The following is a 17,945-nucleotide window of genomic DNA, read 5'->3' on the forward strand; positions in this document are numbered from 1 at the left end:
GCATCAATGCCCTGTAAAACAACACGAATTGCTCGGGACCTGTGCACATAGATACGGCACAGCCGAGGCGAGGGATCGGGGTCTTTCGAACCCGAAACCAGAAAACATCAATCTTCACTGAGCGTTAGTGCGTATTTGCAGAATTTTTCGACAGGGTGGGCGTTCTGGCACGACTCTTTCGCGGTGAGTGCCGTTCCGCACCCATCCCGCCGTCCCGCGCCCGCCTACCAGGGCGCGGCCTCGCCGGTCAGGCTCTCGTAGGGCGGCAGCGGCGCCGTGATGGGCCGGCCCGCGACCACGACGATTCGACCGGCATGCGGCCGCGCGACGACCTCGTTGAGGCTGCGGGCGGGCAGGAGGATGAGGTCGGCGGGCCCGCCCTCGCGGAGGGTGCCGGCATGGGGAAGCCCCATCATCGCCCCGGGCACCGGCCCGGCGAGCGCGGGCGCCCCGGCCAGCGGATGATCGAGATGGAGGATGCGCACCGCCGCACGGACCGTGTCGAGCATGTCGTGGTCGCCGTAGGCGTAGAACGCGTCGCGGCAATTGTCGCCCGCGACCATCACGGGCACGCCGGCCGCCATCAGTTCCTGGACCGGGGCGACGCCGCGCCAGCGCGGGGTGCGCCCCCGCCGCCGGTCCTGAAGGTACATGTTGACGGTCGGCAGCGTCACGACGCGGATCCCCGCCTGCGCGACCCGCGCGATCGTGGCCGAAGCCTGCGCCTCCGGCTGCAATGCGAGGCTGCAGCAATGCCCGCAGGTGACGCGGCCCTCGTAGCCGTGGCGCAGGGTGGCGCGGGCGACGGCATCGAGGGAGGACGCCGCGGGATCGCCGGTCTCGTCGACATGGAGATCCACGTCGAGACCGCGCTCCCGGGCGAGGCCGAACAGGCGGTCGAGCAGGGCGTCGATCTCGGCCAGCGCCCCGCCGTGCAGGCCGCCGGTCGGCCGGGTCACGCCGCCGATCAGACCATCGGAATCCGCGATCAGGTCGGCGAGACAGCGCCCGTAATCGGTGGCGTAGGCATCGATCGGGGTCAGGCCCACGGCCTGGAGCGCGATCCGCCCGGCCCAGGCCGCCCGCATCTCCCGGAACACCGCCCAGCTCGTCACGGCCTGGTCGCGCGGCGCACCCTCCTCGCCGCCGCTCTCCTGGCTGTCGAGATGGGTGCGGATCGCGCCCGTGCCGTGGGCGAAGGCGCAGGCGAGGCCGAAGTCCATGCGGCGGCGCAGATCCTCCGCGTCCCAGTAACGGGTGCGGTCCGCCGTCGTGGCGTCGCGGGCGCCGGGGAAGTCGCCGTCCGGATTGGGCGTGCGGGCGACGGTGTGGCCTTTGTCGAGATGGGTGTGCGCGTCGACGAGGCGCGGCCAGACCTGCCGTCCGGCCAGATCGGCGGCCGGCAGGGCCTCGGGCGATTCGCCCGCCGGCATGAGACCGGCGAAGGCGCCGTCCGCGACCACGATGTCGATGAGCGCGCAGCCGTCCGCGTCGAGGATCGCGCCGGCCGGTACGCCGCCCGTCAGGAAGGCGGCGGGCACGCGCGCGTTGCGCAGGCGATAGGCGCGGGCCTCGGGCAGGAACGACGGCTCGGACATGGTTCAACCCTTCGAGGGAGATCGGAGCAAAGTCCGGTCGGCGGGGCGGCAGGCAGGGGAGTGTCGTGGAATCCGGACCGGGGCGTCAGTCCGGAACGCTCTGGCGCTCGAACTCGGCCTGGATCCGGGCCGCGAGGAGGTGGGCGGGCCCGTCGAGCGCGGAGCGGGCGCGCTGCATCAGCGAGGCCCGCTGGATGATCGCGCTGGCATCCGAGATCGGCGTGAAGGCCAGCACGCCGCGGCGGATCTCCTCTCCGACATCCGAGAGGTTGACGAAGGTGATGTGCGGGGCCGTCTGGGCGAGGCGCTTCATCAGCTCGATCGAGTTCGTCTCGACCACCGGCGTGAAGCTCGTGCCCTCGGGCACGAGGAGTTCGAGCACGTCGCGCAGGGTCATCGAGCGGTCGGCGACGACGAGGGGATAGGCGAGGCAATCGGCCATGCGCACCTGGTAGCGGCCGTTGAGGGGATGGTCGGGCGCCATCACCGCCCCGAGCCGGTGTTCGAACTCGGCGATGCAGCGCATGCGCGGATCGGGCGGGAGCCGGTAGGCCAGGGCGAGGTCGGCCTCGCCCGCGAGCAGGGCGGCGGCGATCTGATCGACCGGCAGGACCAGAACCTTGACGACGATGCGGGGATGGGTCTCGCGGAAGGTGCGGATCACCCCCGGCAGCACCCCGGCGGCGATGCTCGCCATGGTCGCCACCGTCACCTCGCCGCGGGTCAGCCCCTTGAGCGAGGCGACCTGCGCCAGCATGCGCTCGTGGCCGTTCAGCGTGTCGCGCACGTGCCGCACCAGCACCTCGCCCGCCGCGGTGAGGCGCAGGCCGCGCGGCAGCCGCTCGAACAGCGGCGTTCCCATCTCCTCCTCGAGCGAGAGGATCTGACGGTTGACGGCGCTCGAGGCGACGTTGAGGCGCGTGGCCGCCCGGCGGATCGAGCCGCTGCGGGCCACCTCGTCGAGGTATCCCAGCAGGCGATGATGCAGCATGGGGGTGCGGCCTCCGCCCGCGTGCCGTCGCGCTCCCTCGGCGCAACGCGTCGGCGGTGTTCTGCAGGGAGCTTGCCAACTCGCCTTGTCCGATCGCGCGCGGACCACCTCCGGGCAGGCCGGGACGCGTCGGCGCCGAACGCTTCACCAAGCGCACAGCCATGCGGCAGCGTGCGAATTCTGCGAGCGCTGCGCGCGGAAAACGATGCTTTTCCTGCAGCACTGCTTCCGCTTCCCTGGTGTCGGGCAGTCCGGACAGGTCCGACGCGGCACAGCATCTGCGTCGAGGAAACCGTCCCGGGCAACGCGGCGGGGGACCATCACCGATGCGCTCGTTCAGGTTCGAGGCCGGGGCCTCCACCCTTCTGGCGATCACCCTGGCGCTGGCGATGGCCGGGCCGGCGCGGGCGGCGGACAAGATCGTCTTCCTGACGAGCTGGTACGCCCAGGCCGAGCACGGCGGCTTCTACCAGGCCAAGGCCACCGGCCTCTACGAGAAGGCCGGCCTCGACGTCGAGATCCGCATGGGCGGACCCCAAGTCAACGGCCTGCAGCTCCTGCTCGCGGGCGAGGCCGACGCGATCATGGGCTACGACATCCAGGTGCTTCAGGCGGTCGAGAAGGGCCTGCCCGCGGTCACCGTGGCGGCGTCGTTCCAGTACGACCTGCAGGGGATGATGACCCACGACGACGTGACCTCGCTGGCAGGCGTCAAGGACAAAACGATCCTCGTCTCCTCGGCCGGCATGACGGCGTGGTGGCCCTGGCTGAAGAAGAAATACGCCCTCTCGGACGCCCAGGTGCGGGCCTACACCTTCAACCTGCAGCCCTTCTTCGCCGACAGGAACGTGGTGCAGCAGGCCTACCCCTCCTCGGAGCCGTTCCAGGCGCAGGAGAAGGGCGTGTCCGTCAACTTCCATCTCTTCGCAAAGGACGGCTACCCGCCCTACGGCACCACGATCGTGACGACCCGAAAGCTCGCCGAGAGCAAGCCCGACGCGATGCGCAAGTTCGTGGCCGCCTCCATGGAGGGCTGGAAGAGCTACATGGAAAATCCGGGTCCCGCCAACGCCCTGATCAAGGCGGCCAACCCGAAGATGAGCGACAGCCAGATCGCCTTCGGTATCGAGCGGATGAAGGCGCTCAAGGTGCTCGGCGGCGAGGAGAACGTCGCCATCGGGACCATGACGGAGGCGCGCTGGAAGGCGTCCTACGACTACCTCGTGGAGGCCGGGCTGCTCAAAGCCTCCACGGACTGGAAGCGGGCCTTCACCCTCGACTTCATGCCCGTCCTTTCGGCAAAGGCCGAGTGAGCCGCATGATGGCGGCTCTCGCACACACGGCCTATCCGCGGGCGGCGCAGGCCGAGGCGGCCTCCCCGGCACCGGAACGGGTGATGACCACGCGGCCCGCCGCCAACGCGGCGCCGGCCATCGAGATCCTCTCGGCCGAGAAGGTGTTCGCGGACGGCACCCGCGGGCTCGCCCCCGTCGACCTGACGGTGCGCGAGGGTGAGTTCCTGTCGCTGATCGGCCCCTCGGGCTGCGGCAAGAGCACCCTGCTCTCCCTCGTGGCCAACCTCAACGAACCCAGCGACGGGCGCCTGCTGTGGTGGCGCGGCGGCTTCGACGGTGTCGGTGCGGAGGGCCGGCGCATGTCGGTGGTGTTTCAGGACGCCACGCTGATGCCGTGGCTGCGCATCGCGAGCAACGTGCGCCTTCCCCTCGATCTGGCCGGCGTGAGGAGGGCCGAGTCCGCCCCCCGGGTCCAGGCCGCGCTCGAAGGGGTCGGGCTCGGCGAGAAGGGCCGGAGCTATCCGCGCCAGCTCTCCGGCGGCATGCGCATGCGTGCGGCCATCGCCCGCGGCCTCGTCACCGAGCCGAACCTCCTGCTGATGGACGAGCCGTTCGGCGCGCTCGACGAGTTCACCCGCAACAAGCTCGACGCCGACCTCGTGGATCTGTGGTGGCGGCGCTCGCTCACCGTGCTGTTCGTCACCCACTCGATCTACGAGGCGGTGTTCCTCTCCACCCGCATCGTCGTGATGGCGGCGCGTCCGGGGCGCATCTTCGCCGAACTGACGATCGACGAGCCGCATCCCCGCGGCGACGCGTTCCGGCGCTCTCCGCGCTTCGCCGAATTTTGCCAGCGCCTCTCGGCGCTGCTGACCGAGGCGTCGCTGGCGAGCGATCCCGCCAGCGCGGAGGCCGGGGCATGAAGCGGCCGCTGATCCGGGACCCCCGGGTCCAGGCGGCGCTGCCGCCGCTTCTCGTCGGGATCGTCGTGCTGAGCCTGTGGGAGGCCGCCTGCCGCGGCTTCGCCATTCCCGAATACCTGTTTCCGGCGCCTTCCGTGATCGCCGCCTCGCTCGTCCAGAACGGGCCCGACCTGCTGCGGGCGCTGTGGAGCACGATGCGGGTGACGCTGATCGCCTTTGCGCTCTCGACCGTGCTCGGCACGCTCGTCGCCTTCCTGTTCGTGCAGAGCCGTTTCATCGAGCGCGGCTTCTTCCCCTACGCGGTGATGCTGCAGGTGACGCCCGTGGTGGCGGTGGCCCCGCTCATCATCATTCTCGTGCGCGACACGCAGGTCGCACTCGTCATCTGCGCCACCATCATCGCGATCTTCCCCATGATCTCGAACACCACGGTGGGCCTGCGCAGCGTCGATCCGGGGCTCGCCAACCTGATGCGGGTCTACCGCGCGAGCCGGATGCAGACGCTCCTGCGCCTGCGCATCCCGAGCGCGCTGGGCTACTTCTTCGCGGGCCTGCGCATCTCCTCGGGGCTGGCCCTGATCGGCGCGGTGGTGGCGGAGTTCGTCGCCGGCACCGGGGGGCGCAGCGCGGGGCTGGCCTACGAGATCCTCCAGGCCGGCTTCCAGCTCGACATCCCGCGGATGTTCGCCGCCCTCTCGCTGATCACCGCCGCCGGCATCCTGCTGTTCCTCGCCATGAGCGGCCTGAGCCGCCTCGCGCTCGGCTCCTGGGGCGATCCGGAGCGCGTCTGACCCACCCCCGCATCCCTTGAAACCATGCCGGAGGGCTTCACGCCGGGCATCACCACGGAGAGTTTCCATGCTGACGACCCGACAGAAGCTGTGGCGCCACTACTGGTACGCGACGCTGCGCCTGTCCGACCTTGCCGATGGTCCCAAGCCCTTCACCCTGATGGGCGAGCGGATCGTGCTGTTCCTCGACGGCGCGGGCGAGCCCGCGGCGATGATGGACCGCTGCTGCCACCGCACCGCTCAGCTCTCCAAGGGCTGGTGCGAGGACGGCCTGATCGTGTGCGGCTATCACGGCTGGGCCTATGACCGGCACGGCGCCCTCGCCCGCATCCCGCAATTCAGCCCGGAGCAGGTCGTGCCGCGGCTCGCGGTGAAGAGCTACCACTGCACCGCGAGGTACGGCTACGCCTGGGTCTGCCTGGAGGAGCCCTACGCGCCGATCCCCGAGATTCCCGAGGACACGATGCCCGGCTACCGGCGCATCCAGCAGTTCCACGACGTGTGGAAGACCTCGCCCCTGCGGCTGATGGAAAATTCCTTCGACAACGCGCACTTCGCCTTCGTGCATCAGAACACGTTCGGGCAGATCAGCCAGCCGATCCCGGAAAAGTACGAGATCACCGAGACCGACTACGGGTTCGAGGCGGAGACGATCATCACCATCGCCAACCCGCCGATGGCCCACCGCATCACCGGCACCACCGAGCCGACCACCCGGCGCCACATGCGCAACAAGTGGTTCATGCCGTTCTGCCGCCGGCTCGACATCGAATATCCGTCGGGGCTGCGGCACATCATCTTCAACTCGGCGACCCCGATCGATGACGGCACGATCCGGCTCGCGCAGATCCTCTACCGCAACGACCGCGAGGAGGATTGCTCGACGGAGGCGCTGATCGCCTGGGACGCGGTGATCGTCGAGGAGGACCGCGACATCCTCGAATCGACCGAACCGGACGCGACCGTCGACATGAGCCGCAAGGTCGAGAGCCACATGCCCTCCGACCGCCCCGGCATGATCATGCGCCGCCGCCTGCTGGCCGCCCTGCACGCGCACGGCGAGGAGGAGGTCTCGGAGGCGGTGCCGGCGGTCTCGGTGCCGGTGGCGCCGACGCTGATGCCGCACGAGAGGGTCGCGTGATGGTCCGGCTCGCCGCCCTCCTCGTGGCGCTGGCCGCCCTCACGGCCTCGCCGGCATTCGCCCTCGACAAGGTTTCCTTCGGCCTCAACTGGGTGCCGGAGGCCGAGCATTGCGGGTTCTTCCAGGCCAAGGCGGCGGGCCTCTACGAGCGAGCCGGGCTCGACGTGGAGCTGAGGCCCGGCAACCCCAACGTCAACATGCCGCTCCTCGTCGCCTCGGGCGAACTCGACATGGGCATGGGCTCGAGCTTCACCACGCTCAACCTCGTCGCCAAGGGTATCAAGGCGCGCACCGTGGCGGCCTTCTTCCAGAAGGACCCGCAGACGCTGGTGGCCCATGCCGGCCAGGGTGTCGCCCGGCTGGAGGACCTGAAGGGCCGGCCGATCATGGTCGGCGGCTTCTCGCGCAACGAGTTCTGGCAGTTCTTGAGGGCGCGCTACGGCTTCACCGACGACCAGCTCAGGCCATTCGCCTATTCCGCGGCCCCCTTCCTCGCCGACAGCCAAGCGGTGCAGCAGGGCTACATCACCGAGGACGCGGCCCTGCTCGGCAAGGCGCTGCCCGAGCCGCCGGTCTCGATCCTGCTCGCCGATTACGGCTACGACAACTACGCCACCTCGATCTTCGCCACCGACGCCTTCATCGCCGCCAAGCCGAAGGTCGTCCGGGCCTTCGTCGAGGCGAGCCGGAAGGGCTGGGAGGCCTGCATGGCCGGCGGTTACGAGCCGGCGATGCGGGCGGTGCTCGCCCTGGTGCCGACCGGCGGCGAAGAACTGTTCCGCTTCAAGATGGATCAGATGAAGCGGCGCGGCCTCGTCGATGGCGGCGACGCGGCCCGGTTCGGCCTCGGTGCCATGACGGATGCGCGCTGGCGCTCGTTCTTCGAGGTCATGACCCAGGCCGGCCTCTACCCGGCCTCGCTCGACGTGCGCCAGGCCTACACCCTGGACTTTCTCGCCCAACCCTGACGGAGCGCATCCATGCGGCAGGCGGATCTCCCGATCGTTGACATCGCGCCCTTCATCCACGGCGCCGCCGCCGCGCGGGCGGGTGTCGGGCGCGCCTTCGGCCACGCCTTCGAGACGACGGGCTTCGCGGTCGTCGTCGGCCACGGCATCCCCGAGCGTCTGGCCAACGACGTCTACGACGTGATGAAGCGCTACTTCGCGCAGCCCTTCGCGGTGAAGAGCCGGGACGCCGCGCCGGAGAAGACCAAGGGCCGGGGCTACCTGCCGGTCGGCATCGAGAGCGTGGCGCGGACCCTCCAGGGCGAGACGCCGCCCGACCTGTGCGAGGCGCTGGTCTTCAGCGCGCCCCACCGCGCGGCCCAATCGGCGCGGCCGAACATCTGGCCCGCCGAGCCGCCGGAGCTGCGCGGCCTCGTCGAGGCGTGGCGCGATGCGATCCTGCGGCTCACCGGGCAGCTCACGGAGCTATCAGCGCTCGCCCTCGACCTGCCGCAGGACTACTTCGCGCCCTGGTTCGCCGATCCGGCGCTGACCTTGCGCTTCGTCCACTATCCCGATCAGGCCGAGCCGCCGATGCCGGGGCAGCTCCGCTACGGCGCGCACCACGATTACGGCGGCCTGACGATCCTGCGTCAGGACGCGGCGCCGGGCGGCCTCCAGGTCGCCGACCGCGACGGCAACTGGTTCGAGGCCGGTGTCGTGCCGGATTCCTTCGTCATCAATGTCGGCGATCTCCTGGCCCGCTGGACCAACGAGCGCTGGCGCTCGACCCTGCACCGGGTCTCGAACCCCGACCGCGGGCTGACCGGCTCGTCCGCGCGGCTGTCCATGGTCGCCTTCACCGCGCCGAACGAACTCTCCGAGGTCGCCTGCCTGCCGAGCTGCTGCGATGCGGCCAACCCGCCGCGCTACGAACCGGTCAAGGCGGGCGAGTACATCCTGTCGAAGCTGCGCGCTTCGATGGACCTGACGGCGCGGGCCTGAGATGGTGGGCCGCCCCTCCCCCGACGCGCTGGCCTCCCTCAAGGCGGATCTCTCCGGCCGCGTCGCCCTGATCGAGGAGCCGGCACGGGTGCGCAAGCGCTCGCGCGACTTCTTCTGGTACTCCCCCGTCCTCGACGCCGCGCTGAAGGGCCTGTCCGGCGATCTCGTCGCCGAGGCCGCGAGCGAGGCCGAAGTGATCGCCGTCGCCTCGGCCTGCGCGCGGCACGGGGTGCCGCTCACCGTGCGCGGCGGCGGCACCGGCAATTACGGCCAGGCGGTGCCGCTGCACGGCGGCGTGGTGCTCGACGTGTCCGGCCTCGACCGGGTCGAGTGGCAGCGCGACGGCGCGGTGCGGACCGGCCCCGGCCTGCGCATGAACCGCCTCGATACGCTCCTCGCCGAGGGCGGCGAGGAGATCCGCATGCATCCCTCGACCAAGCGCACGGCGAGCATCGGCGGCTTCGTCGCGGGCGGCTCGGGCGGGATCGGCTCCGTGAATTACGGACAGCTGCGCGAGCGCGGCAATATCCGCGCCGCCCGGGTGGTGACTCTGGAGCCGGAGCCGCGGGTGCTGGAACTCACCGGTGACGCGGTCAACGGCGTGGCCCACGCCTACGGCACCACCGGCATCGTCACGGCGCTGGAGATGCCGCTGGCTCCCGTCCATCCCTGGATCGATGTCATCGTCGCCTTCGACGATTTCCTGACGGCGGCCGAGGTCGGGCTGGCGGTCGGCCGCGATCCGGCGATCACCAAGAAGCTCGTCACGCCGATCGCCTGGCCGCTGCCGCAATGGTTCACCGCGCTGCGCGGGTCTTGTCCGCCGGGGCAGGCGATCCTGATCGCGATGGTGGCGGAGGCGAGCCTGCCGGCCTTCCGGGCACGGGTGGCGCGGGAGGGCGGCACCATCACCCTGGAGACGCCGCTCGACGATTCGCCCGGCCACACGCCGCTCTACGAGTACAGCTGGAACCACACCACGCTGCAGGTGCTCAAGACTGACCGGAGCTGGACCTACCTCCAGAGCCTCCACTCCGCCGATGGCCTGATGCAGAGCGTCGCCGAGATGGCGGCTCTGTTTCCCGACGAGATCGTGCCGCATCTCGAACTCATCGAGTTCGCCGGCCGGCTCACCTATGCCGGCATTCCGCTGTTGAAGTTCACCGACGCGGACCGGCTGAACCACATCATCGAGGCCCACGAGGCGCGCGGCGTCTCGATCGCCAACCCCCACGTCTACACCCTGGAGGACGGCACCCGGCACAAACGGGCGGAGACCGATCAGCTCGGCTTCAAGCGGCTCACCGACCCGATGGGCCTGATGAACCCGGGCAAGATGCGGACCTTCACCCCCGCCGCCGTAACCCGAGCGGCGTGTTTCACGTGAAACGCATTCTTTACCTTTACTGCCACCCGCTGCCGGAGAGCTTTCACGGAGCGATCCGCACGGCCGCCCTCGACGGCCTGACTCGGGCCGGGCACACGGTCGACCTGCTCGACCTCTACGCCGAGGGCTTCAACCCGGTCCTCACAGCGGAGGGGCGGCGTCACTATCACGACGTCACGGTGAACCAGCGCGGACTCGAGGATTACGTCGCCCGGCTGCGCGCGGCGCAGGTGCTGGTGGTGCAGTTCCCGACCTGGTGCTTCGGCCCGCCCGCCATGCTCAAGGGCTTCATCGACCGGCTGATGATGCCGGGCGTCGCCTTCGACCTCTCGGACCCGCGGCACGTCCGGCCGACCCTCGACACGCTGGAGCGGATCGTCGGCGTCGTCACCTACGGCCGTCCGCGCTGGATGGCGCTGGCGATGCAGGATCCGCCCCGGCGGATGGTGACGCGCTACCTCCGCTGGTTCGCCGCGCGCCGGGCCCGCGCCGAGTACCTCGCGCTCTACCACCTGAACGTCGCCTCCGAGGCACGCCGCCGCGCCTTCATCGAGCGGGTGCGCGGGCGGATGGAGCGGCTCTGAGGCCGTCGATCCCCGCATCCCGAGAACAACGCCACGACCGGAGCCCCGCCATGCTGATGCATCGTCTCCTCACCCTCGGCGCCGAGCGCCATCCCGGGCGGCCCGCCTTCCACTGGGTCGATCGCGATCGCGGCCTGACCTATGCCGGGGCAGTCGATGCCATGGACCGCATGGCCGGCGCCTTGCACGATCTCGGCGTGGGAAAGGGGGATCGTGTCACGATCTTCGCCCATAACGGGCTCGACTACATCGTGGCGATGCTGGGAGCATGGCGGATCGGCGCCATTGCCGCGCTAGTGAACGTGAAGTTTGCCGACGAACTGACCGATTATTTCGCCGACCACACGCCGAGCGCAGTGGTCTACACCCACGACATGGAGGCGCAGGTGGCCGCGGCCTGCGCGGCGGTCGGAACGGTCCGCGCCCGCCTGTGCATGGATGGGGCGCAGGACGGCGCCCTCTCCCTGCCGGAGATGCTGGCGGCAGCCTTGCCCGCCCCGCCCGATCCCGGCGACGAGACCGCCATCGCCCACCTGTCCTACACCTCTGGCACGACGGGCAAGCCGAAGGGCGCCTGCCTGCGCCACGAGCCCACCGTCCGCGCCGCCCGCTGCATCGGCGAGCGCCTGCGGCTGCGACCGGGCGACGTCTCCTTCGGCCCCTCCGCGCTCTCCAGCTCCTACCAGCTCGTCGCCAACCTGCTGCCGCCGCTCGCCGTCGGCGCGGCGATCAACGTGATGCGCTTCTGGACCCGGGAGGGCGGCTACGACGCGCTCAGTGCCCGCAGGGCGACGAGCCTCGTGGCCAACCCGCCGATCCTCGACGACGTGCTGCAGGAATCCCGCCGCCGCGGCGCCCCGCCGCCGGCCCTGCGCCTCGGCCTCTCCGGCGGCGGTCCGGTGCCGCCGACGCTCAAGGCGGCGTGGCGCGACGAACTCGGCCTGCCGCTGGTCGAGAGCTACGGCCAGAGCGAACTCGGCGGCTTCGTCGGCCTCGGCTACCCGGAACCGGAGCCGGACGATGCGCGGCTCGGGCGCGTCGGGCCGCCGTTGCCCGACAAGGAGGTGTTCATCCTCGGTCCCGACGACCGGGTGCTGCCGCCGGGCGAGATCGGCGAGATCGCGCTCACCGGCGGCTTCATGGCCGGCTACTGGGGCAAGCCGGACAAGACGGAAGCCGCGACCCGCGGCGGCTACCTGCGCACCGGCGATCTCGGGCTTCTCGACGCGGAGGGCTGCGTGACCCTGCGCAGCCGCCGGGCGGAGCTCGTCGAGGTGTCCGGGCGCCTGTGGTACCCGCGCGACGTCGAGGAGGCGCTGGCGGCGCAGCCCGGCGTGGCCCAGGCGGCGCTGGTCGGCGTCGCCGATCCGGCCCTCGGTCAGCGGCCGGTCGCCTTCGCGCAAGGCCAGCCCGGCGCCGCGCTCGACGCGGCGGCGCTGAAGGCCGCGATCACCGGCCGGGTCGCCTACGACCTCGACCCCCTCGTGCTCGTGGTCGTGCCGGACATGCCGATGACCCCGACCGGCAAGATCGCCAAGGCGGATCTCGCCCGCTCCGACCTCGCCCGGACCGCCGCCGGAAGTGCCGCCGAAAGTGCCGCGAAGAGCGTGGTGGCGGTGTGATGCGCCCCGCCTCACGCTGGTGGTGGGACCTGACCACGGAAGACTTTTCGCGCCTCGACTGGACGCAACTCGTCGCGGTCCTGCCCGTGGCGGCGGTCGAGCAGCACGGGCCGCACCTGCCGGTGCGGGTCGATGCCGCGATCAATGCCGGCATCCTCGCCCGTGCCGTGGCCCTGATGCCCGACGACCTGCCGGCGCTGGTCCTGCCGATGCTGCCGATCGGCAAGTCGAACGAGCATCATGCCTTCCCCGGCACGCTCAGCCTCTCCCACGAAACCCTGGCGCGGCTCTGGATCGAGACCGCCGAGGGCGTGCACCGCGCCGGGGGCCGCCGCCTCCTCATCCTCAACAGCCATGGCGGGCAGCCGCAGGTGATGGAGATCGTGACCCGCGAATTGCGGGTGCGGCTCGGCATGCTCGCGGTCGGCTGCGGTTGGGGCGGGGTGATGCCGATGGACGATCTCTTCTCGGAGGCCGAGCGCCGCCACGGCATCCATGGCGGGGCGATCGAGACCAGCGCGATGCTGGCGCTCCACCCCGACCTCGTGCGGATGGAGCGGGCGGACGACTTCGTGCCGCTCTCGGTCGAGATGGAGCGGGCCGGCGGGTTGCTGACGCCCGAGGGCCGGGTCGGCTTCGGCTGGATGGCGCAGGACCTTCACCCCGCCGGCGTCAGCGGCAACGCCGCGGCGGCGGATGCCCGGCGCGGGGCCGAACTGGTGGAGCGCGCCGCCGCGGGGGTGGTGCGGCTGGTGCGCGAGATCGCGAACTTCCCGCTCGAACGGCTGAGCCCCGGGACGGCCTTCGATGCCCGCTGACGCCCTGCGGCGGGTCGCCGAGCCCGAGACCGCGACGCTAACGCTTCCCGATGGGATCGAGCTCGTGGCCGACCTCTGGCGCCCCGCCGAACCCGGTCGCCATCCCGTCCTGCTGATGCGCCAGCCCTACGGCCGCGCCATCGCCTCGACCCTGACCCTGGCCCATCCGGCTTGGTACGCCGCCCGCGGCTACCTCGTCGTGGTTCAGGACGTGCGCGGGCGCGGCGGCAGCGGCGGCGATTTTCGCCTGTTCGAGCACGAGGCCGCGGACGGCGCGGCGACCCTGGCCTGGGCCGCGGATCTACCGGGATCGGACGGCCGCGTCGCGACCTACGGCTTCAGCTATCAGGCGGTGACGCAGTTCCTGGCGCTCGCGGGTGCGCGCCGCGCGGGCACGAAGCGGCCCGATGCGATCGTGCCGGCGATGGGCGGATGGGACATCCGCGACGACTGGGCCTTCACCGGCGGTGCCTTCGGGCTCGCCGGCAATATCGGCTGGGCCTGCCAGATGGGCGCCGAACGCGCCCGGCTCCGGGGCGACGCGGCCGCCTTCGCGGCGCTCGGCGGGGCGGCCCGCGGCGCGCCCTGGAGCGGACCGGTCGCGGCCCAGCCCGAAGTGCTCGCGCGACACGCCGCCGACCATCACTACATCGACTGGCTCGGCGACGATCCCGCCTATTGGGACGCGATCGCGCCGGCCCGCCTCCTCGCGGGGAGCGACCTCGCCGTGCCCGGCCTGCATGTCGGCGGCTGGCAGGATTTTCTGCTCGACGGCACGCTTCGGGCCTACCAAGCCTTCCGCGCCGGGCCGGCGCCACAGCGCCTCCTGATCGGTCCTTGGACGCACGCCCCCTGGGGGCGCCGCGTCGGCAGCCTCGATCTCGGACCGGAAGCCGTCACGCCGGTCGATGCTGCGACCGTCGCCTTCCTCGATCACGTGCTGCTCGGGCGCGAGGATCCGGGTCCGCCGGTCCGGCTGTTCGATGTGGGCAGCCGCGGCTGGGCCAGCTTCTCCGCCTGGCCCGAGCCCGAACCGACGGCGCTCTATCTCGCCTCCGACGGGCTTGCTGCCACCGCGGCAGGCGGACGACTCGCGGCGGCGCCGGGGGCGGCCGGCGAGGACCGCCTCGTGCATGATCCGTGGCGCCCCGCGCCGATCGTCGGCGGGCCCTGGGGGACGCCGCCGGGCTACCAGGACCGTGCCGCCCTCGACGACCGCAGCGACGTCGCGGTCTATGACGGCCCGGTGATCGCCGCGCCCCTGCACCTCGCCGGCCGCGTGGCGGCCGAGGTCTACGTCGAGACCGCGGCGGCGAGCTACGACCTCCACGCCACGCTCTCCCTCGTGGAGCCGGACGGACGCGCCCTCACCCTGACCGCCGGCCATCTGCGGGTCGCCGATGCCGGCGCGCCCGGTCCCCGGCGCATCGCCATGCGCGGCGTGTGCTGCACGCTGCGGCCCGGACAGCGCCTGCGGCTGTCGCTCCAGGCCGCCGCCTGGCCGGCCTTCGCCGTCAATCCGGGGACCGGAAGCCGCCCGGAGGCGGCCGCGGCGATGCAGGCGCAGGTGATCCTGCTCGCCCTCCGCCACGGGGCCGAGCGGCCGTCGCGGCTGCTTCTGCCGGTCCTCGCGTGAGACGGCCGATCGGAGTGCGTGCCGACGATGCCGGTTCGTCGAGCGGATGCGGCTCCGGCTTCGCCGACGGCACGGCCTTTGCTGCCGCCGACGGCGCAAACGTGGCCATCACGGCCCCGCGGGAGCCTCCAGAATGCGCGTGACACGGGCCGGTCTCGGCCTCAGCCTCCCTCTCCTCGCTTGGTTCGCCGCCGCCTTCTGTCTCGGCAGCGGCGTCGTCACGGCGCCGGGCGCCCGTGCGCAGGGCACGGTAACGCCGCCGGCCGGTCAATCGCGCATCACCGCCCCGGGCGGACGGCGCGGAAAAGCCGCCCGCTCCCACCGGAAGCGACATCGGTGAGCCGCTTCCCGGGGTCCCTAGCGACCGACGACACCTCGCAATCCCTCCGCAACCGGAAAGCCCGTCCCATGCGTACCTTCACGACCGCCACACTCGCCCTGTCTATCCTCACCGGTCTGCACGCCGGCGCCTTCGCCCAAGGATCGACCGGCGCTCCGGCCGGCAGCCCGGGCGCGACCGCGCCGGGCGGCACGGAAGGAGCCGCCGCCATCCTGAACGAGCGGGAGGCGATCCGCTCGGGCGAGGCCATCCCGGCACCGCCCGGCACCGGCGTGCCGGTGGAGACCGCCCCGCCCCCGGCCGAGGAGCGCCGTCTCCCGCCGCCGCGTCCCTGACCGGCCTCGCAACGAGAAGAGGCGCCGCCGGATCGCTCCGGCGGCGCCTCCTTTTTCCCGGGACCCGGCGTCCGCCTCTACTGCGTCAGCCGATCGTCGATCCCCTTCACGTACCAGTTCATGCCGAGGATCATCGGGTCGGGGGCGTGCTCCCCCTCCTTCACCGCGACCGAGCCGTCCTGCTTGAGCACCGGCCCCTGGAACGGGTGGATCCGGCCCTCGACGATCCCCTTCTTGGTCTCCTCGGCCAGCGCCTTCACGTCGTCGGGCATGTTGGTGAAGGGCGCCAGCACGACCATGCCGTCCTTGATGCCGCCCCAGCTGTCCCCGCTCTTCCACGTGCCGTCGAGGACGGCCTTGGCCTCCTGGATCACGTAGCCGTTCCAGTCGTCGACGATCGAGGTCAGCTGCGCCTTGGGGGCGAAGCGGTACTGGTCGGAGGACTGGCCGAAGGCGAGCTTGCCGGCCTTCTCCGCCTCCTGCAGCGGCGCGGCGGAATCGGTGTGCTGGGTCAGGATGTCGGCCCCTTGCGCCAGGAGCGCCTTGGCCGCCTCCGCCTCCTTGCCGGGGTCGAACCACGTGTTCACCCAGACGATCTTGACCTTGATGTCCGGGTTGACCGACTGCGCGCCGAGCATGAAGGCGTTGATGCCGCTCACGACTTCCGGGATCGGGAAAGAGGCGATGTAGCCGACGGTGCCCGACTTCGACAGCTTGCCGGCGATCTTCCCGCAGATGTAGCGCCCCTCGTAGAAGCGGGCCGAGTAGGTCGAGACGTTGTCGGCCCGCTTGTAGCCGGTGGCGTGGGCGAACTTCACCTTGGGGAACTTCTTGGCGGCCTTCAGGGTCGGCTCCATGAAGCCGAAGGAGGTGGTGAAGATCAGGCCCGCCCCCGAGCGGGCGAGCTTCTCGATCGAGCGCTCGCTGTCGGCCTCGGGCACGTTCTCGAGGAAGGTCGTCTCGACCTTGTCGGGCAGCGCCTCGGCCAGCGCCTTGCGGCTGAGGTCGTGCTGGTAGGAATAGCCGTAATCGGCGACCGGACCGACATAGACGAAGCCGACCTTGAGCTTGTCCACCGCCCGTGCCGGGCTCGCCGCGACGGCCGCGCACAGAAGTGCTCCGGCCACGCGCGTGACGATGCTGCCCATCATGACTGTCTGCCCCTTTTCGGCGACGTTGCCCGCCGCGACTTGCCGGCGCCGCGCATGGACGCCCTGGAGACTTTCAGAGCAAGACCAGGGCCAGGTCGGGCCGCGGGAGCAGGGAGCGCTGAGCCGGCTTCAGGATACGACCCTGATCAGCTTGAGCCTGCAAAGGGCTGCGACGGGTGGTGAGCGGGCTTTCTGACGAGCGATCGCGACGCATTGCATCGCAGCGTAGATCGAGCGTTCGTCGAACCGATGATCGCGTGCTACGAACCGCTGTGCTGCCGCAGAGATCGAGGGACACCCCACACGTAACCCTTCAGGCCAAGCTATGCCGCATGGGGAAAGGCTTGGCCGGTTGAGACGCCCGAGTCCGTAGGATCAGCGGGATCGTTCGGGGAAAGGGGGGAGCTGTGCCGATCGTGAAGGCGTCTGACGACGCAGATCTCGCGCGGCTGATTAGGTCTGTCGCCGAGGGCGACCGCACGGCTTTGCGCGCGCTCTATACCGCGACCGCCCCGAAACTTCTCGGGATCATCCTGCGTATCGTGCAGGATCGGGGTGATGCACTGCAGGAGGTGTTCGTGCGCATCTGGCAGCGGGCCGGCAGCTACGATCCGAACGGCGGCACGCCGATTCGGGGAGCGCAGGCGATCGCCAGCTTCTTCGCAGACCTAAGGGCGAAGGGCTTCAAGGATCACAAGATCACGGTGCAGGATGCCACCACAAAGGGTGACACCCTGATCCTCACTGGCCGGTGGCAGTTGAACGGACCGACCGACGGCGGCGACACGCAGAGCTACGGCGGCAATTGGGTCAACGTCCTGGAGCGCCAAGGCGATCGCTGGCGCACCGTGCTGCACACCTGGAACTGAGTCTGCTCGCCTCGCCCCGGAACGCCGGTGCGAGCGCCACGCTCCGTTCCAAACTGGATGTCCGCGGCCTCACTCGATTTCATGCGCTTCGGACCGCCGACTGGCGCACAGCGGCGGCCGGCCGGTTCCCAGCAGAATGAGGGGCATCGGACACACTGATCTCTCGATCCGCCCGTCCAAAGCCGGTCGGTCAGGTCACTCAGGTATCAGCAGTCCGGGATCTGCCTGCTTCGGCGCTGGGCACTCTGTGCGGGTGTCCAAGGTGCCAAGACATGGGGAGAGGGTGGCGAGACGGACCATGACCTAGAGCCGTATCCGACCTGATTGCATCAGGCCGGCGTCTCTCGCTCATTGTTTTGGCGCGCCTTCTCTCGACGAACCGGTGACCACTTCATCGGAATGCGCTCTAGGATCTTGCGATGATGCGGATCGGCCTCCCGTCTAGGTTTGGGGCAGGGTCCTCCAGGGTTCAGGAGCAGGGTCAGTCCCCGCCGCCTCCGCCACCACTGTCC

General features: G+C 70.7%; 16 protein-coding genes. 13 read left to right on the forward strand and 3 right to left on the reverse strand.

Going from position 1 to position 17,945, the window contains the following annotated elements:
- Positions 1-224: 224 nt before the first annotated feature.
- Together MPPM_RS08115 and MPPM_RS08120 are read right to left on the reverse strand one after the other, a co-directional pair.
- Entirely contained in the window at positions 225-1,598 is a 1,374-nt protein-coding gene (locus MPPM_RS08115) for a cytosine deaminase (RefSeq protein ID WP_096484612.1), read from the reverse strand.
- An 85-nt stretch (positions 1,599-1,683) separates the two neighbouring features.
- Positions 1,684-2,589: a LysR family transcriptional regulator gene (locus tag MPPM_RS08120; protein ID WP_017484999.1), complete on the reverse strand. Its 906-nt coding sequence runs from the start codon at positions 2,587-2,589 to the stop codon at positions 1,684-1,686.
- Between the two features lie 326 nt (positions 2,590-2,915).
- Here MPPM_RS08120 and MPPM_RS08125 point away from each other — a divergent pair, with 326 nt between their 5' ends.
- From MPPM_RS08125 to MPPM_RS08185, 12 genes are all read left to right on the forward strand, one after another.
- The gene (locus MPPM_RS08125; RefSeq protein WP_096484613.1) at positions 2,916-3,902 is read left to right on the forward strand and encodes an ABC transporter substrate-binding protein; all 987 of its coding nucleotides are present in this window, start codon (positions 2,916-2,918) and stop codon (positions 3,900-3,902) included.
- A 5-nt stretch (positions 3,903-3,907) separates the two neighbouring features.
- Positions 3,908-4,807, forward strand: a complete 900-nt coding sequence (locus tag MPPM_RS08130) for an ABC transporter ATP-binding protein (RefSeq protein ID WP_096484614.1) — start codon at positions 3,908-3,910, stop codon at positions 4,805-4,807.
- Entirely contained in the window at positions 4,804-5,598 is a 795-nt protein-coding gene (locus MPPM_RS08135) for an ABC transporter permease (RefSeq protein WP_096484615.1), read from the forward strand. The genes MPPM_RS08130 and MPPM_RS08135 overlap by 4 nt, the downstream gene beginning before the upstream one ends.
- Before the next feature lie 67 nt (positions 5,599-5,665).
- Positions 5,666-6,739, forward strand: a complete 1,074-nt coding sequence (locus tag MPPM_RS08140; protein WP_096484616.1) for an aromatic ring-hydroxylating dioxygenase subunit alpha — start codon at positions 5,666-5,668, stop codon at positions 6,737-6,739.
- Complete coding sequence (locus tag MPPM_RS08145) at positions 6,739-7,707, forward strand: ABC transporter substrate-binding protein (RefSeq protein ID WP_096484617.1); 969 nt, start codon at positions 6,739-6,741, stop codon at positions 7,705-7,707. The genes MPPM_RS08140 and MPPM_RS08145 overlap by 1 nt, the downstream gene beginning before the upstream one ends.
- 12 nt (positions 7,708-7,719) lie before the next feature.
- Positions 7,720-8,691, forward strand: a complete 972-nt coding sequence (locus MPPM_RS08150; protein ID WP_096484618.1) for an isopenicillin N synthase family dioxygenase — start codon at positions 7,720-7,722, stop codon at positions 8,689-8,691.
- Position 8,692: 1 nt separating this feature from the next.
- Positions 8,693-10,078, forward strand: a complete 1,386-nt coding sequence (locus MPPM_RS08155) for an FAD-binding oxidoreductase (RefSeq protein ID WP_096484619.1) — start codon at positions 8,693-8,695, stop codon at positions 10,076-10,078.
- Entirely contained in the window at positions 10,075-10,662 is a 588-nt protein-coding gene (locus MPPM_RS08160; protein ID WP_096484620.1) for an NAD(P)H-dependent oxidoreductase, read from the forward strand. The genes MPPM_RS08155 and MPPM_RS08160 overlap by 4 nt, the downstream gene beginning before the upstream one ends.
- A gap of 50 nt (positions 10,663-10,712) precedes the next feature.
- The gene (locus MPPM_RS08165) at positions 10,713-12,284 is read left to right on the forward strand and encodes a class I adenylate-forming enzyme family protein (RefSeq protein ID WP_096484621.1); all 1,572 of its coding nucleotides are present in this window, start codon (positions 10,713-10,715) and stop codon (positions 12,282-12,284) included.
- Positions 12,284-13,102 carry a creatininase family protein gene (locus tag MPPM_RS08170; RefSeq protein WP_096484622.1) on the forward strand — a complete coding sequence of 273 codons (819 nt, stop codon included), beginning with the start codon at positions 12,284-12,286 and terminating at the stop codon, positions 13,100-13,102. Before MPPM_RS08165 ends, MPPM_RS08170 begins: the two co-directional genes overlap by 1 nt.
- Positions 13,092-14,738, forward strand: coding sequence for a CocE/NonD family hydrolase (locus MPPM_RS08175; protein WP_096484623.1), 1,647 nt, complete (start codon positions 13,092-13,094; stop codon positions 14,736-14,738). The genes MPPM_RS08170 and MPPM_RS08175 overlap by 11 nt, the downstream gene beginning before the upstream one ends.
- A 408-nt stretch (positions 14,739-15,146) precedes the next feature.
- Positions 15,147-15,413 (forward strand): hypothetical protein, encoded by a 267-nt coding sequence (locus MPPM_RS08185; RefSeq protein ID WP_096484625.1) that lies wholly within the window; start codon positions 15,147-15,149, stop codon positions 15,411-15,413.
- 77 nt (positions 15,414-15,490) lie between these two features.
- Here the strand turns inward: MPPM_RS08185 and MPPM_RS08190 are convergent, their stop codons facing one another.
- Positions 15,491-16,564 carry a BMP family ABC transporter substrate-binding protein gene (locus MPPM_RS08190; protein WP_096484626.1) on the reverse strand — a complete coding sequence of 358 codons (1,074 nt, stop codon included), beginning with the start codon at positions 16,562-16,564 and terminating at the stop codon, positions 15,491-15,493.
- 407 nt (positions 16,565-16,971) lie between these two features.
- On the opposite strand from MPPM_RS08190, the gene MPPM_RS28850 reads away from it, so the two are divergent.
- A complete protein-coding gene (locus tag MPPM_RS28850; RefSeq protein WP_096484627.1) occupies positions 16,972-17,433 on the forward strand; it encodes a nuclear transport factor 2 family protein in 462 nt (153 codons plus the stop codon).
- Positions 17,434-17,945: the final 512 nt, after the last annotated feature.

This window comes from Methylorubrum populi, assembly GCF_002355515.1.
GTDB lineage: Bacteria > Pseudomonadota > Alphaproteobacteria > Rhizobiales > Beijerinckiaceae > Methylobacterium > Methylobacterium populi_A.

What these genes read in the sequence shown, in the direction of transcription:
- MPPM_RS08130 (WP_096484614.1), top strand. Translation starts at nt 3,908, where the DNA reads ATGATGGCGGCTCTCGCACACACGGCCTATCCGCGGGCGGCGCAGGCC.
- MPPM_RS08175 (WP_096484623.1), top strand. Translation starts at nt 13,092, where the DNA reads ATGCCCGCTGACGCCCTGCGGCGGGTCGCCGAGCCCGAGACCGCGACG.
- MPPM_RS08140 (WP_096484616.1), top strand. Translation starts at nt 5,666, where the DNA reads ATGCTGACGACCCGACAGAAGCTGTGGCGCCACTACTGGTACGCGACG.
- MPPM_RS08135 (WP_096484615.1), top strand. Translation starts at nt 4,804, where the DNA reads ATGAAGCGGCCGCTGATCCGGGACCCCCGGGTCCAGGCGGCGCTGCCG.
- MPPM_RS08150 (WP_096484618.1), top strand. Translation starts at nt 7,720, where the DNA reads ATGCGGCAGGCGGATCTCCCGATCGTTGACATCGCGCCCTTCATCCAC.
- MPPM_RS08120 (WP_017484999.1), bottom strand. Translation starts at nt 2,589, where the DNA reads ATGCTGCATCATCGCCTGCTGGGATACCTCGACGAGGTGGCCCGCAGC.
- MPPM_RS08185 (WP_096484625.1), top strand. Translation starts at nt 15,147, where the DNA reads ATGCGTACCTTCACGACCGCCACACTCGCCCTGTCTATCCTCACCGGT.
- MPPM_RS08190 (WP_096484626.1), bottom strand. Translation starts at nt 16,564, where the DNA reads ATGATGGGCAGCATCGTCACGCGCGTGGCCGGAGCACTTCTGTGCGCG.
- MPPM_RS08115 (WP_096484612.1), bottom strand. Translation starts at nt 1,598, where the DNA reads ATGTCCGAGCCGTCGTTCCTGCCCGAGGCCCGCGCCTATCGCCTGCGC.
- MPPM_RS08125 (WP_096484613.1), top strand. Translation starts at nt 2,916, where the DNA reads ATGCGCTCGTTCAGGTTCGAGGCCGGGGCCTCCACCCTTCTGGCGATC.
- MPPM_RS08155 (WP_096484619.1), top strand. Translation starts at nt 8,693, where the DNA reads ATGGTGGGCCGCCCCTCCCCCGACGCGCTGGCCTCCCTCAAGGCGGAT.
- MPPM_RS08170 (WP_096484622.1), top strand. Translation starts at nt 12,284, where the DNA reads ATGCGCCCCGCCTCACGCTGGTGGTGGGACCTGACCACGGAAGACTTT.
- MPPM_RS08145 (WP_096484617.1), top strand. Translation starts at nt 6,739, where the DNA reads ATGGTCCGGCTCGCCGCCCTCCTCGTGGCGCTGGCCGCCCTCACGGCC.
- MPPM_RS08165 (WP_096484621.1), top strand. Translation starts at nt 10,713, where the DNA reads ATGCTGATGCATCGTCTCCTCACCCTCGGCGCCGAGCGCCATCCCGGG.